Origin of the sequence: Kosakonia sp. LAM2021, from assembly GCF_016620385.1 — a bacterium.
In the GTDB taxonomy this organism is placed as follows: Bacteria; Pseudomonadota; Gammaproteobacteria; order Enterobacterales; family Enterobacteriaceae; genus Kosakonia; species Kosakonia sacchari.
Map to the genome: position 1 here is coordinate 154,235 of NZ_JAENHT010000008.1, position 15,300 is coordinate 169,534.

Here is a 15,300-nt window from a genome sequence, read left to right on the forward strand (position 1 = left end):
CAATGGTGATGGAACCCTACAATCCGCCGCAGGATCCCTGGCTGGTTATTCTTTATCAGGATCAACACATTATGGTCGTCAACAAGCCCAGCGGCTTGTTGTCGGTGCCAGGGCGTCTGGATGAGCACAAAGACAGCGTGATGACGCGCATTCAGCGCGACTTCCCGCAGGCCGAATCCGTACATCGCCTGGATATGGCGACCAGCGGTGTGATTGTGGTGGCGCTAACCAAAGACGCCGAGCGTGAGTTAAAACGCCAGTTCCGCGAACGTGAGCCGAAAAAGCAGTATCTGGCGCGCGTCTGGGGTCACCCGGAAAAAGCCGAAGGGTTGGTGGATTTGCCACTGATTTGCGACTGGCCGAACAGACCAAAGCAGAAAGTGTGTTTTGAAACCGGCAAAGCGGCGCAGACCGAGTATGAAGTGCTGGCGTTTGATGAGGATGGCACCGCTCGCGTACGTCTGAAGCCGATTACCGGGCGTTCACATCAACTTCGTGTGCATATGTTAGCGTTAGGTCACCCGATTCTCGGTGACCGTTTTTACGCCACGCCAGAAGCTCTCGCAATGGCTCCGCGTTTGCAGCTGCATGCAGAGACGCTGACCATCACCCACCCGGCGTTTGGCAACAGCATGACCTTTAAAGCACCGGTGGATTTTTAAATCACTCCCCCGGTCTTACGACCGGGAAAGTTTTATGGCGTTAACGAAAACCCTTCTGCTCGCGAATCAACTCGTAAGCTTTCTGAATTTCCTGCGCTTTTTGTTTCGCCATCTCCATCATTTCTGGCGGCAGACCTTTCGCCACCAGTTTGTCCGGATGATGCTCGCCCATCAGCTTACGGTAGGCACGCTTGATGGTGGTTGCATCGTCTGACGGCTTTACGCCCAGAACATTACAGGCATCTTCCAGCGTCGGGCCGCGTTGCGCCTGCTGCCAGCCGCCACCGCCCGCTTGCTGCTGATGCTGGTAACCCCCGCCAAATTGCGCCCCACCCTGCATCATGCGCAGAAACTGATCGAACTGCAGACGCGAAATCCCAAGCTCCTCAGCGATTACGTACAGCACTTCGCGTTCGCTGGGGTGCAAAGAGCCATCTGCGAAAGCCGCCTGGATTTGAATTTCCAGAAACATCCTAATCAAGTCGAAACGTCCGAAGCAGACGCTGCGAAACTGACGCATCTTGTCGCGTAACGGGTAATTATCCGTTTTGCCGACGCGAAACGCCTGCTGTGCTGCGCTGCGCGACTCGCCGTGCAGGTTCATGCGATCCATAAACAGGCTGGCGACCTGGATATCCGCTTCAGTTACCCGGCCTTTCGATTTGGTTAGATGTCCCATCACCTCGAAGGTGGTGGCGAAAAAGAGCGTCTGACGTTCGCGCTGGTTGGCAAACCACGCCATTTTTCGGCTGCGCGCCTTGTCAAAAAAGTGCCCGATTAACAACCCAAGAACCGCGCCCCAAAAGCCGCCGCCCATGAAAAGAGCGATGACAACCCCAACCACTTTCCCCCAATACTGCATATACTCCCCAAATCGTCATGCCGTCGGCTAAAATTTGCTTTATCATACCCGTCATTCTATGCCATGCACAGGCGCAGTCTTCTCCCCCTGGCTCGAACGCGGGCAGGATTAAAACTAGCGTTGCAAAGGCGAGTAAGTTAGTCTCAGACCGTTTGCCAGCGTAAAGCCACAGATGACGGAACAACAAATACAACGTATGAAAAAACGTATCCCCACCCTCCTGGCCACCATGATTGGCTCCGCCCTTTACAGCCAGCAGGGGATGGCAGCCGATCTTGCCTCGCAGTGTATGCTTGGCGTTCCCAGCTATAACCGACCCCTGGTACAGGGCGACACCAATAATTTGCCGGTGACGATCAATGCCGATCACGCAAAAGGCAACTACCCTGACGATGCCGTTTTTACCGGCAATGTCGATATTAATCAGGGAAATAGCCGTTTGCAGGCCGATGAGGTGCAGCTTCATCAGCAGCAGCCGGAAGGTCAGACGGACCCGGTTCGCACAGTGGATGCACTCGGTAATGTGCACTATGACGATAACCAGGTCATCCTGAAAGGTCCTAAAGGTTGGTCAAACCTGAACACCAAAGACACCAACGTCTGGCAAGGTGATTACCAGATGGTGGGTCGTCAGGGTCGCGGTACCGCCGATCTGATGAAACAGCGTGGACAAAACCGCTACACCATTCTGGACAATGGGATGTTTACCTCCTGTCTGCCAGGGTCAAACACCTGGAGCGTTGTCGGCAGCGAAGTTATTCAGGATCGCCAGGAGCAGGTTGCGGAAATCTGGAATGCGCGCTTTAAGCTCGGCCCGGTGCCGGTGTTCTATAGTCCGTATTTGCAGTTGCCTATCGGCGACAAGCGCCGTTCAGGTTTCTTGATCCCCAATGCCAAGTACAGCACGACGAACTATTTCGAGTTCTATCTGCCGTACTACTGGAACATTGCGCCGAATATGGATGCGACGATCACACCGCATTACATCCATAAACGGGGCAATATACAGTGGGAAAACGAATTCCGTTATCTGACGCAGGCAGGTGCAGGCCTTATTGAGTTCGATTACCTGCCTTCAGACAAAGTGTTCCAGGATGAATACCCGACCGAAGGGGAACGTCACCGCTGGCTGTTTTACTGGCAACATGCCGGGGTTATGGATCAAGTGTGGCGCTTTAACGTTGACTACACCAAAGTCAGCGACCCGCACTATTTTAACGATTTCACGTCAAAATATGGTTCCAGTACTGACGGCTATGCCACGCAGATTTTTAGTGCGGGTTATGGAGTAGAGAACTTCAATGCCACAGTGACAACCAAACAGTTCCAGGTATTTAACCGCCAGAGCAGCAACTCATACGCTGCGCTACCGCAGGTGGACGTGAACTGGTATCACAACGATCTGGGTCCCTTTGATTTCCGTATGTACGGCCAGGCGGTGAAATTTACCAATACCAACTCTGACCGACCTGAAGCAACCCGTCTTCATCTGGAACCAACGCTCAGCCTGCCAGTGTCCAATGAATGGAGCAGCCTGAACACCGAAGTGAAAATGCTGGCGACCCACTACCAGCAAAGTAACCTCGACGCATACAACGCCAGTAACAACACCAACTATAAAGAGTCCGTTAGCCGCGTTATGCCGCAATTTAAAACGGACGGCAAGCTGGTGTTTGAACGCGATATGAACTGGGCGGAGGGCTACACCCAAACGCTGGAACCGCGCGCTCAATACTTGTATGTGCCGTATCGCGATCAGAGCCACATCAACAACTACGACTCCTCCCTGCTGCAATCCGATTACAGCGGGCTGTTCCGCGATCGCACTTATGGCGGTCTGGACCGTATCGCCTCCGCGAACCAGGTGACTACCGGCGTCACAACCCGCATTTATGATGAAGCGGCGGTTGAACGTTTTAACGTTTCTGTTGGTCAAATCTACTATTTCACCGAGTCCCGTACCGGTGATGACAACATTAACTGGGAGAAAGACAACAAAACTGGTTCGCTGGTGTGGGCAGGCGATACGTACTGGCGTATCTCCGATCGTTGGGGTCTGCGCGGCGGGGTGCAGTATGACACCCGTCTGAATAATATCGCTAACAGCAGCTCGTCGCTGGAGTATCGCCGTGATGAAGACCGTATGCTGCAATTGAGCTACCGTTACGCCAGCCCGGAATACGTACAGGCAACGCTGCCAAACTATGCAACTTCAGCGCAGTATAAAGATGGTATTTCGCAGGTAGGTGCCGCCGGAAGCTGGCCGATTGCGGACCGCTGGTCCATCGTTGGTGCGTATTATTTCGATACCAATACCAGTAAACCTGCCGATCAGATGGTGGGGCTGCAATATAACTCCTGCTGTTATGCGATTCGCGTTGGCTATGAGCGCAAAATCAACGGCTGGGAAAATGAACAAAGCAAATATGACAAAGTCATCGGTTTCAACATTGAGCTGCGTGGCCTGAGCTCCAACTACGGTCTGGGGACGCAACAAATGCTGCGTTCAAATATTCTGCCGTACCGTAGCTCACTGTGATCTGTTTGATTTGCAACGTAATCCGCATTGCGGTTAATTGAAATGGAAAAGGTATGAAGAACTGGAAAACGCTGCTTCTCGGTATCGCTATGGTTGCGAATACCAGTTTCGCCGCGCCTCAGGTTGTAGATAAAGTCGCCGCCGTGGTCAATAACGGCGTGGTGCTGGAAAGTGACGTTGATGGTTTGATGCAATCCGTGAAGGCCAATGCAGGCCAGGCGGGGCAGCAGTTACCGGACGACGCAACGCTGCGCCACCAGATCCTTGAACGTCTGATCATGGATCAAATCATTTTGCAGATGGGCACGAAAATGGGCGTCAAAGTGACTGACGAACAACTCGACGCCGCCATTGCTGACATTGCCAAACAAAATAATATGACGATGGATCAGATGCGCAGCCGTCTGGCCTATGACGGGGTGAATTTCAGCACCTACCGTAACCAGATTCGCAAAGAGATGATCATCTCCGAAGTGCGTAACGGCGAAGTGCGCCGTCGCGTTACGGTGCTGCCACAGGAAGTCGAAGCCCTGGCGCAGCAGGTGGGCAACCAGAATGATGCCAGTACCGAGCTGAACCTGAGCCACATACTGATCCCACTGCCGGAAAACCCAACCTCCGATCAAGTGAACGAAGCGGAAAGTCAGGCGCGTTCAATTGTGGAACAAGCTCGCAATGGCGGTGATTTTGGCAAACTGGCCATCACTTACTCTGCCGATCAGCAAGCGCTGAAAGGCGGCCAGATGGGCTGGGGCCGAATCCAGGAGCTGCCGAGTATCTTTGCTCAGGCACTGAGCACGGCGAAAAAAGGCGATGTGATTGGCCCAATCCGCTCGGGTGTTGGCTTCCATATCCTGAAAGTGAACGATCTTCGCGGTCAGACGCAGAGCATCTCAGTGACGGAAGTTCATGCCCGCCATATCCTGCTGAAGCCGTCGCCGATCATGAGCGACGATCAAGCACGCGTGAAACTGGAACAGATCGCAGCCGATATTAAGAGTGGCAAAACCACTTTTGCTAACGCGGCTAAAGAGTTCTCACAGGATCCGGGCTCTGCAAACCAGGGCGGCGATCTCGGCTGGGCGTCAGCGGATATTTACGATCCGGCCTTCCGCGATGCGCTGATGAAGCTGAAACGCGGCCAGATGAGCAGCCCGGTTCACTCCTCCTTTGGCTGGCACCTGATCGAAATGCTGGATAGCCGTAACGTCGACAAAACCGACGCCGCGCAAAAAGACAGAGCCTATCGCATGCTGATGAACCGTAAGTTCTCTGAAGAAGCGGCAACCTGGATGCAGGAACAGCGCGCCAGCGCCTATGTCAAAATTCTGAGCAATTAATGAAAACACAGCGTGTCGTTATTACTCCCGGCGAACCCGCCGGGATTGGCCCGGATCTGGTAGTGCAACTCGCCCAGCACGACTGGCCGGTTGAACTGGTTATCTGTGCAGACGCAACGCTGCTGACCGACCGGGCCTCGTGGCTCGGTCTACCGCTTCAACTGCGCGGTTACGATCCAACGGCCGCCGCAGTACCGCAACAGGCAGGCACATTAACGCTGTTGCCTGTTCCTCTGCATACGCCCGTTACCGCTGGCGTACTCAATACGCTTAACGGTTCTTATGTTGTTGAAACGCTTGCCCGCGCCTGCGATGGGTGCCTGAGTGGCGAATTTACCGCGCTGATTACCGGCCCGGTGCATAAAGGGGTGATCAACGATTCAGGAACACCGTTTACCGGGCACACGGAGTTTTTCGAAGAGCGCTCTCACGCCGCCAAAGTGGTAATGATGCTGGCAACCGAAGAGCTACGCGTGGCGCTGGCGACCACACACTTGCCCATCAAAGCCGTGGCCGACGCTATTACGCCTGATTTGCTGCGGGAAGTGATCGGCATTCTGCACACAGATCTGCAACAGAAGTTCGGTATCGCCCAACCGCATATTCTGGTCTGCGGCCTGAACCCGCATGCCGGTGAAGGCGGTCATATGGGGACGGAAGAGATTGATACCATCATTCCGGTGCTCAATGAAATGCGCGCGCAGGGTATGAATTTAAGCGGTCCGCTGCCTGCCGACACGCTTTTTCAGCCCAAATACCTCGATAATGCCGACGCCGTACTGGCGATGTACCACGATCAGGGTCTGCCCGTGCTAAAATACCAGGGCTTTGGCCGTGGCGTGAATATCACCCTCGGTTTACCCTTTATTCGCACATCCGTCGACCACGGCACCGCGCTTGAACTCGCGGGCAAAGGAACAGCGGATGTCGGCAGTTTTATTACGGCGCTTAATCTCGCCATCAAAATGATTGTTAATACTCAATGAATACTCGCGTCCATCAGGGCCACTTAGCCCGCAAACGCTTCGGGCAAAACTTTCTCCACGATCAGTTCGTGATCGACAGTATTGTCTCGGCCATCAACCCGCAAAAGGGTCAGGCTATGGTCGAAATCGGCCCTGGCCTTGGCGCGCTCACCGAACCGGTGGGCGAACGTCTGGATAAATTAACGGTCATCGAGCTTGACCGCGATCTGGCTGCCCGCCTGCAAACCCATCCGTTCCTTGCACCAAAACTGACGATTTATCAGCAAGATGCAATGACTATGGATTTTGGCGAACTCTCAAAAACGATTGGTCAGCCGCTGCGTGTTTTCGGCAACCTACCGTATAACATCTCCACGCCGTTGATGTTCCATCTGTTTAGCTATACTGATGCCATTGCCGACATGCACTTTATGCTGCAAAAAGAGGTGGTGAATCGCCTGGTTGCAGGGCCAAACAGTAAGGCGTATGGTCGATTAAGCGTGATGGCGCAGTACTACTGCCAGATTATTCCGGTGCTGGAAGTACCGCCCACCGCGTTTGCGCCGCCGCCAAAGGTGGATTCTGCTGTGGTTCGTCTGGTGCCGCACGCTCAATTACCGCATCCGGTAAAAGAGATCCGCACGCTGAGCCGCATTACCACCGAAGCGTTTAACCAGCGTCGTAAAACCATTCGCAACAGCCTCGGCAACGTCTTTACGGTTGAAGTGCTGGCGTCGTTAGGTATCGATCCGGCGATGCGCGCGGAAAATATTTCTGTTGCGCAATATTGCCAGTTAGCGAACTACCTGACTGAGAATGCGCCGCCGAAGGAGAGTTAAGGTATGATCAATTCGCCCCGAGTTTGTGTTCAGGTACAAAGCATCTACATCGAGTCTCAGTCCGCTCCCGACGATGAACGCTATGTTTTCGCTTACACCATTACCATCCGGAACCTGGGGCGAACCCCTGTCCAGCTGCTCAAACGCTACTGGCTGATCACCAATGGAAATGGCCGCGCAACGGAAGTTCAGGGCGAAGGTGTGGTTGGCGTACAGCCGCACATTGAGCCAGGCGGCGAATATCAATATACCAGCGGCGCGGTGATTGAAACGCCGCTGGGCACCATGCAAGGCCACTACGAAATGATCGATGCGCAGGGAGCAACCTTCCGCATCGCTATCCCGGTCTTCCGACTCGCCGTTCCAACACTGATCCATTAATACAATGTCTACATACCTTATTGGTGACGTTCATGGTTGCTACGATGAACTCGTCGCGCTGTTAAAGCAGGTTGAATTTTCACCTGAGCAGGACACCTTATGGCTGACGGGCGATCTGGTCGCGCGCGGCCCTGGCTCGCTTGAAGTATTGCGCTTCGTCAAATCACTCGGTGACAGCGTACGCATCGTGCTGGGTAACCACGATTTGCACCTGCTAGCCGTTTACGCCGGCATCAGTCGCAACAAGCCTAAAGACCGGCTCAATCCATTGCTGGAAGCGCACGACGCCGACGAACTGATTAACTGGCTGCGCCGCCAGCCGCTGCTGCAAATCGATGAAGAGAAAAAACTGGTGATGGCGCACGCCGGGATCACCCCACAGTGGGATATGGAAACAACCCGCCACTGCGCGCGTGATATTGAGGCGGTGCTGTCGAGCGACTCTTATCCGCTTTTTCTCGACGCCATGTATGGCGATCTGCCGAATCACTGGACGCCTGAACTCAGCGGTCTTGCCCGCCTGCGCTTTATTACCAATGCGTTTACGCGTATGCGCTACTGTTTCCCGAACGGGCAGCTCGATATGTACTGCAAAGACATTCCCGAGCATGCACCCGCGCCGCTAAAACCGTGGTTTTCGATTCCGGGACCGGTGGCGCAAGAATACAGTATCGCCTTTGGTCACTGGGCATCACTGGAAGGGGCGGGTACACCGGAAGGCATCTATGCGCTGGATACGGGCTGCTGCTGGGGTGGCGTGCTCACCTGCCTGCGCTGGGAAGATAAACAGTACTTCACGCAAGCATCGAACCGCCAGATGGATTTGGGTGATGGCGAGGCAATCGCCTCCTGAAATCATTTCCCCGGCCTGGGCCGGGGAAAGAGAAGAAACATAACGTTGCCGTGCAACCACGGCAGTAGCGCAGTGAATTAACGGCGCTCAAGGATCTCAAAACAGTAACTGTGGGAATTCTGCGCGTCCGCGTCGTGAAACTCACTGAACACGGAATCCCAGTCGTCCGGATCGTAATCCGGGAAATGGGTATCACCTTCCACTTCCGCATCAATGTGCGTCAGGTACAAACGCTGCGCTTTCGGCAGAAACTGCTCGTAAACACGACCACCGCCAATCACCATGATCTCTTCAGCGTCACCGCATTGTGCAATCGCTTCATCAACGGATTTCACCCACTGCACGCGATCGTCAGTGCCCGGCTGGCTACTGATCACGATATTCTTACGACCAGGCAGCGGACGACCGATGGATTCCCACGTCAGGCGACCCATTACTACCGGCTTGTTTAACGTATTGCGTTTAAACCAGGCGAGATCGGCAGGTAAGTTCCACGGCATTGCATTCTCCATGCCGATGACGCGATCCACTGCCAACGCCGCAATCAAACTGATCATTTATTCATTCCTGGAAGCCAAAAAATTGTCGCCACTATACGGAAAGCGCAATCTTTCGTCGACGGGGCGCGAGGTAAAGAATAAGAAAATTTTCTATTCTGCTGGCGGCACCGCACCCCGAATCTGCACCGCCAGCTTTCCAGCCGTGGTGAATCAGTAAGTTATCCGTAAGAGGCGATTTACGCCTGCGGTTTAACCGCCGGTTCGTCTGCGGGATCGCCAGTATGACGCCCCTCTTCCGTACCTTGCCAACCGTGGCGCTGGGTTAATGACAGATGCGCTCTGTCTTCCGAAATGATTTCCGTCAGCATCGCGCTGGTGCGTTTAAACACCGCCGCGCGCGCCTGGGCATCGTTTTCCACCTGCGCCATCTCCTCCACCATCGAGGTGTTAAAACGACGGAAATGATCGGCGCGTTCACGCGCTTCGTACGAACCGAGCCCTAAACCTTCCAGCGCCAGCCTTCCTGTTTTCAACGCCGCCTCGAAGGTTTCACGCTCCGGCTTCTCAACACCCGCCTGGCGCAAGCGAATGTAGTGATCGACATCGCGGGCACGGGCAATAATGCGCAGATCCGGGAAGTGCTCTTTCGCCAGCTCCGTTAATTGTAGGCTGGCCTGCGGATCGTCGATGGCATTAATTAATACTTCTGCACGCCCGGCCCCAGCAGATTCCAGCAAATCAACGCGTGTCGCATCGCCATAAAACACCTTCATGCCGAATTTACGCAGCGTTTCAATATGATCGGGATCGTGATCCAGAACCACCATCTTCACGCCGCTGGAGAGCAACAAACGCCCGGCGATCTGCCCGAAACGTCCGAACCCGGCAATAATGACCCGCGCTTCTTCCTCGTCGATTTCGTCCGCTGCGCGCTCCTGCTGGCTACCGGATGCTTCAAGACGGGCCAACAGCACCAGTAACAGCGGCGTTGCGGCCATCGACAGCGCGACCGTCAGGGTTAACGCTTTCGCCCATTCGCTATCCAGCACCTGCGCGGTTTGCGCGGTGCCAAATACCACAAAAGCGAACTCACTCCCTTGCCCCAGCAGGGCGGCAAACCACAATCGCTGCTTGCCGGGCACACGTAACGGGCGAGCAATCAGCCACAGCACCACGCTTTTGATCACCAAAAAACCGACCAGCAGCAATAAGATGCGCAGTGGGTGCGTCACCAGCGTGCCAAAGTCGATCGACATCCCCACGCCGATAAAAAACAACCCGAGCAACAAACCTTTAAAGGGCTCAATATCGCTTTCCAGCGCATGGCGATATTCAGAGCTGGCAAGCAACACACCGGCAAGAAACGCGCCCATCGCCATCGACAAACCCGCCTCTTCCAGCAATAAGCCAAAACCGAAGACCAGGAACAGTGCCACGGCGCAGAACACTTCCCGTAAACCGGATCGCGCAACAAAACGCAGCGCCGGGCGGGCAACATAGCGCCCGATCAGCACCACCAGTGTCAGCGCGGCGACAACTTTGAGCGCCGAAAGCGCGAAGGCACTGAACGTCATCGCCCCGCCGCTGGCAGCCAGCAAGGGGATCATCGCCACCAGCGGGATGGCGGCGATATCCTGGAACAACAGCACAGAAAAGGCGCTGCGCCCCATTTGCGATACCGTCAGGTTGCGCTCATTCATTGCCTGCATAGCAATTGCCGTGGATGACAACGCCAGCGTCAGACCAATTAATACCGCGACCGGCCACGGTAGCCCGAGCAGCGCGCAAAATCCGCCAAGCAACAACCCGCAGCTGGCCATTTGCAGCGCACCGCCGCCAAACACCGACGCACGCAGTTTCCATAAACGCTGCGGATCCAACTCAAGGCCAATCACAAACAGCATCAGTACGACACCGATTTCTGCAAAATGGAGGATTGATTCTGCGTCAGTCACCAGCCGCAATCCCCACGGACCAATAATGCCTCCGGCAATCAGATAGCCAAGCACCGACCCGAGCCCCAGGCGCATGGCGATCGGCACGATCAGTGCCGCCGATCCCAGGTAGATCAGCGCCTGAATTAACGTATGACTATCCATGCTGCACCTCCTGCCACTCCAGTAAACGTTGTTTGTAATGGCGCGCCTGCGCCTGCAGCGTTTCATCGTCGCAGATAAACGTGCAGTGCACGGCAAAAGGCGGCAGCCAGTTCATCCCGCAATAGAGCGCTGTCGCCTGTAGCGGCTGGGAAAGCACATCAAAACCGGGGTGCGATCCAATATCAAAATGGTTGTCACCACCGCCGGTCGTCACCGCCCACAGTACACTTTTGCCGCGTAGCGCCGTTCCACCATGGCCATACGCCCAGCCATGCGCCAGCACTTTATCCAGCCAGAGTTTGAATAATGGCGGCACGCTGTACCACTGCATCGGATGTTGCCAGATAACCAAATCGGCACGGGAAATCGCCTCCTGCTCGGCGGCGACGTCAATATTGAAGTCAGGATAGAGTTCGTAAAGAGAACGTATTTCAACGTTTTCCAGCGTCCCTGCCTGCTCAATCATGCGCTTATTCGCATGAGAATGCTGCGGATAAGGATGGGCATAAATTATGAGGATCATTGATTAACCTGTTTTCACTACACGCTTTTTCTTGAAAGTGTAGTCAGTTAATCGTCTGGCTAAAAGCGGCAATCTGTGTGGGAATGAGGGAAAGGTATGCGGCAGCCGAAGCTACCGCAAATGAGGAAGGGATTAGTTATCCAGTTCGCTCATGTTTTTCACCTGATCGCGGTTAATCTGCTCAGTTTTTCCGGTTTCTGCATTTTTATAAGAAACCAGCCCGGTGTCTTTATCCACCTGCGGTTTGCCGTCGGTCACAATGGTGCGGCCATCAGTGGTGCGTACCGCCTGATTGGAGGAACATCCGGCAACGGTAAACAGTGCTGCAGCAGTAAAAATCGGGGTCATCAGAAGCTTAGTTCGCATGGTTATCTCCCTGCTTTCCAGTGAATTTCATTCGTCTGTTAAGCCATTTTAGGCTAACTCACTGAACGGTGGGGAAAATGCAGAACACTCTGAAGGGGGAGTAGAGAACCCTCTCTCCGCAAGGGAGAGAGGGGAGCAGATTATTTGCTAATCTGCGCGTGCATTTCCTGTACGGAAATCACTTTTTCTGTGGCATCGGCATTCAGCGCCATCGCGGTAGCAAAGCCGCCATTCAGCGTAGTGTCGTAATGCACTTTATACTGCAGCGCGCTGCGGCGAATCAGCTTGGAATCCTCAATCGCCTGACGCCCCGCCGTGGTGTTGATGATGTAGGTATATTCGCCATTCTTGATACGATCCTGAATGTGCGGACGACCTTCATGTACCTTATTCACCAGACGTGGGTTAATGCCCGCTTCACCCAGCACAATCGCCGTGCCGTGGGTCGCATCCAGCTCAAAGCCCTGTTTCAGCAGCTTCGCAGCGAGATCCACCACGCGCTCTTTATCCCCTTCACGTACTGACAGCAGCGCGCGACCCTGTTTCTTCATGGTCGAGTTACTGCCCAGTTGCGCTTTGGCGAAGGCTTCGGCAAAGGTACGTCCCACGCCCATCACCTCACCGGTAGAGCGCATTTCCGGCCCTAACAGCGGGTCAACGCCCGGGAACTTGTTAAACGGCAGCACCACTTCTTTCACTGAGTAATACGGCGGAATAATCTCTTTGGTGTGACCTTGCTGAGCCAGCGTTTTGCCGGTCATCACGCGCGCCGCCACTTTTGCCAGCGGCAAGCCGGTGGCTTTGGAGACGAACGGCACGGTACGCGCGGCACGTGGGTTAACCTCAATCAGATAAACTTCGTTATCTTTCACTGCAAACTGCACGTTCATCAGGCCGCGAACCTGCAATTCAAACGCCAGTTTCTGCACTTGCTGGCGCATCACATCCTGGATTTCCTGGCTCAGCGTGTAAGCAGGCAGCGAACATGCGGAGTCACCAGAGTGCACGCCCGCCTGTTCGATATGCTCCATGATGCCGCCAATCAGCACGCTTTCGCCGTCGCAAATCGCATCGACATCCACTTCCACCGCGTCGTCGAGGAACTTATCCAGCAGCACCGGCGCATCGTTGGAAACGCTGACCGCAGTCATAAAGTAGCGGCGCAGGTCGATTTCGTCGTAGACGATTTCCATGGCGCGACCGCCGAGGACGTAAGAAGGACGCACCACCAGCGGGTAAGTGATCTCTTTCGCTTTTTCAACCGCCTGCTCCAGCGCCGTCACCGTGGCGTTAGCAGGCTGTTTCAGTTTCAGACGTTCAACCGCATGCTGGAAGCGCTCGCGGTCTTCCGCACGGTCGATAGCGTCCGGGCTGGTGCCAATCACCGGGACACCGGCGGCTTCCAGCGCGCGCGCCAGTTTCAGCGGCGTCTGGCCGCCGTACTGCACGATAACGCCTTTCGGTTTTTCGATACGCACAATTTCCAGCACATCTTCGAAAGTAACCGGTTCGAAGTAGAGACGGTCAGATGTGTCGTAATCGGTCGACACGGTTTCCGGGTTGCAGTTGACCATGATGGTCTCGTAACCATCTTCGCGCAGCGCCAGCGACGCGTGTACGCAGCAGTAGTCGAACTCAATGCCCTGGCCGATACGGTTTGGCCCGCCGCCGAGCACCATGATTTTTTCACGATCCGGGTTCGGGTTGGCTTCGCACTCTTCTTCATAGGTGGAGTACATGTAAGCAGTATCGGTCGCGAACTCCGCCGCACAGGTATCCACACGCTTATAAACCGGGTGCAGGTTGTACTGGTCGCGCAGTTTACGGATTTCCGCTTCGCGCACGCCGACCAGGGTTGCAAGCCGCGCATCGGCAAAACCTTTACGCTTCAGAGTACGCAGGAAGTCAGCGTCGAGACCGTTGATGCCAACACTTGCAACCTGCTCTTCCAGGCGCACCAGCTCTTCGATTTGCACCAGGAACCAGCGGTCGATGTTGGTCAGGTTGAATACGCCATCCACAGACAAGCCCGCACGGAACGCATCAGCGATATACCAGATACGCTCAGCGCCCGCGTCTTTCAGCTCGCGGCGGATTTTCGTCAGGGCTTCAGGATCCTCAAGGCTCACTTTCGGGTCAAAACCGGTCGCACCCACTTCCAGACCGCGCAGCGCTTTCTGCATTGATTCTTGTTGGGTACGGCCAATCGCCATCACTTCACCCACAGATTTCATCTGCGTGGTCAGGCGGTCATTCGCGCCCACAAATTTCTCGAAGTTGAAGCGTGGAATTTTGGTCACAACGTAGTCGATAGACGGTTCGAACGAGGCCGGGGTACGCCCGCCGGTGATATCGTTCATCAGCTCATCAAGCGTGTAACCCACCGCCAGTTTCGCCGCCACTTTCGCAATCGGGAAACCGGTCGCTTTCGACGCCAGCGCCGAAGAACGCGATACACGCGGGTTCATTTCGATAACAATCAGGCGGCCATTTTTCGGGTTTACCGCGAACTGTACGTTAGAGCCGCCGGTTTCAACGCCGATTTCACGCAGTACCGCCATCGAGGCGTTACGCATGATTTGATACTCTTTGTCGGTCAGCGTTTGCGCGGGAGCTACGGTGATGGAGTCACCAGTGTGGATGCCCATGGCGTCGAAGTTTTCAATCGAGCAGACAATGATGCAGTTGTCGTTCTTATCGCGCACCACTTCCATCTCGTACTCTTTCCAGCCAATCAGCGACTCATCAATCAGCAGCTCATTAGTCGGTGAGAGATCCAGCCCGCGGGCGCAAATCTCTTCGAACTCTTCGCGGTTATACGCGATACCACCACCGGTGCCGCCCATGGTAAAGGAGGGGCGAATAATGCACGGATAGCCGACATCCGCCGCCACCGCCAGCGCTTCATCCATGGTATGCGCGATACCAGAACGCGCCGTGTCGAGGCCGATTTTTTTCATCGCAATGTCGAAGCGACGGCGGTCTTCCGCTTTATCAATCGCATCGGCAGTCGCGCCAATCATGGTGACGCCAAACTCTTCCAGCACGCCCTGGCGTTCCAGTTCCAGCGCGCAGTTCAGCGCGGTCTGGCCGCCCATAGTCGGCAGAACCGCATCCGGGCGCTCTTTTTCGATAATTTTGCGTACCACTTCCCAGTGGATCGGCTCGATATAGGTCGCATCGGCCATCTCCGGGTCGGTCATGATGGTCGCCGGGTTGGAGTTCACCAGAATGACGCGGTAACCCTCTTCACGCAGCGCTTTACACGCCTGCGCGCCAGAGTAGTCAAATTCACATGCCTGGCCGATAACAATCGGGCCAGCGCCAAGGATCAGGATGCTTTTTAGGTCGGTACGTTTTGGCATTGCTCT

13 protein-coding genes are annotated in these 15,300 nt (G+C 54.9%); 7 read left to right on the forward strand and 6 right to left on the reverse strand.

The window, feature by feature from the left end; translation table 11 throughout:
• The first annotated feature begins 2 nt into the window (after positions 1-2).
• Positions 3-662, forward strand: a complete 660-nt coding sequence (rluA, locus tag JKP81_RS17235; RefSeq protein ID WP_200552680.1) for a bifunctional tRNA pseudouridine(32) synthase/23S rRNA pseudouridine(746) synthase RluA — start codon at positions 3-5, stop codon at positions 660-662.
• 40 nt (positions 663-702) lie between these two features.
• On the opposite strand, the gene djlA is transcribed toward rluA, so the two are convergent.
• Complete coding sequence (gene djlA, locus JKP81_RS17240; protein ID WP_020456517.1) at positions 703-1,524, reverse strand: co-chaperone DjlA; 822 nt, start codon at positions 1,522-1,524, stop codon at positions 703-705.
• Between the two features lie 196 nt (positions 1,525-1,720).
• On the opposite strand from djlA, the gene lptD reads away from it, so the two are divergent.
• Genes lptD through apaH form a run of 6 tightly spaced genes read left to right on the forward strand, consistent with a single transcriptional unit; the run spans position 1,721 to position 8,441 of the window.
• On the forward strand, positions 1,721-4,063 hold the full coding sequence (gene lptD / locus JKP81_RS17245; RefSeq protein WP_200552681.1) for an LPS assembly protein LptD: 2,343 nt from the start codon (positions 1,721-1,723) through the stop codon (positions 4,061-4,063).
• Positions 4,064-4,116: 53 nt separating this feature from the next.
• Positions 4,117-5,403: a peptidylprolyl isomerase SurA gene (gene surA, locus JKP81_RS17250; protein ID WP_200552682.1), complete on the forward strand. Its 1,287-nt coding sequence runs from the start codon at positions 4,117-4,119 to the stop codon at positions 5,401-5,403.
• Positions 5,403-6,389, forward strand: coding sequence for a 4-hydroxythreonine-4-phosphate dehydrogenase PdxA (pdxA, locus tag JKP81_RS17255; protein WP_200552683.1), 987 nt, complete (start codon positions 5,403-5,405; stop codon positions 6,387-6,389). The genes surA and pdxA overlap by 1 nt, the downstream gene beginning before the upstream one ends.
• Positions 6,386-7,207: a 16S rRNA (adenine(1518)-N(6)/adenine(1519)-N(6))-dimethyltransferase RsmA gene (rsmA, locus tag JKP81_RS17260; RefSeq protein WP_017457893.1), complete on the forward strand. Its 822-nt coding sequence runs from the start codon at positions 6,386-6,388 to the stop codon at positions 7,205-7,207. Before pdxA ends, rsmA begins: the two co-directional genes overlap by 4 nt.
• A gap of 3 nt (positions 7,208-7,210) precedes the next feature.
• A complete protein-coding gene (gene apaG, locus JKP81_RS17265) occupies positions 7,211-7,588 on the forward strand; it encodes a Co2+/Mg2+ efflux protein ApaG (RefSeq protein ID WP_200552684.1) in 378 nt (125 codons plus the stop codon).
• A gap of 4 nt (positions 7,589-7,592) precedes the next feature.
• Entirely contained in the window at positions 7,593-8,441 is an 849-nt protein-coding gene (apaH, locus tag JKP81_RS17270) for a bis(5'-nucleosyl)-tetraphosphatase (symmetrical) ApaH (RefSeq protein ID WP_200552685.1), read from the forward strand.
• Positions 8,442-8,518: 77 nt separating this feature from the next.
• Here apaH and folA read toward each other — a convergent pair whose 3' ends face one another.
• From folA to carB, 5 genes are all read right to left on the reverse strand, one after another.
• Complete coding sequence (gene folA, locus JKP81_RS17275; protein WP_086870466.1) at positions 8,519-8,998, reverse strand: type 3 dihydrofolate reductase; 480 nt, start codon at positions 8,996-8,998, stop codon at positions 8,519-8,521.
• Between the two features lie 179 nt (positions 8,999-9,177).
• Entirely contained in the window at positions 9,178-11,040 is a 1,863-nt protein-coding gene (kefC, locus tag JKP81_RS17280) for a glutathione-regulated potassium-efflux system protein KefC (RefSeq protein ID WP_200552686.1), read from the reverse strand.
• Positions 11,033-11,563 (reverse strand): glutathione-regulated potassium-efflux system oxidoreductase KefF, encoded by a 531-nt coding sequence (kefF, locus tag JKP81_RS17285; protein ID WP_200552687.1) that lies wholly within the window; start codon positions 11,561-11,563, stop codon positions 11,033-11,035. The genes kefC and kefF overlap by 8 nt, the downstream gene beginning before the upstream one ends.
• A 132-nt stretch (positions 11,564-11,695) precedes the next feature.
• Complete coding sequence (locus JKP81_RS17290; protein ID WP_200552688.1) at positions 11,696-11,929, reverse strand: YgdI/YgdR family lipoprotein; 234 nt, start codon at positions 11,927-11,929, stop codon at positions 11,696-11,698.
• A gap of 140 nt (positions 11,930-12,069) precedes the next feature.
• Positions 12,070-15,294 (reverse strand): carbamoyl-phosphate synthase large subunit, encoded by a 3,225-nt coding sequence (gene carB, locus JKP81_RS17295; RefSeq protein WP_017457886.1) that lies wholly within the window; start codon positions 15,292-15,294, stop codon positions 12,070-12,072.
• Between the last annotated feature and the right edge of the window lie 6 nt (positions 15,295-15,300).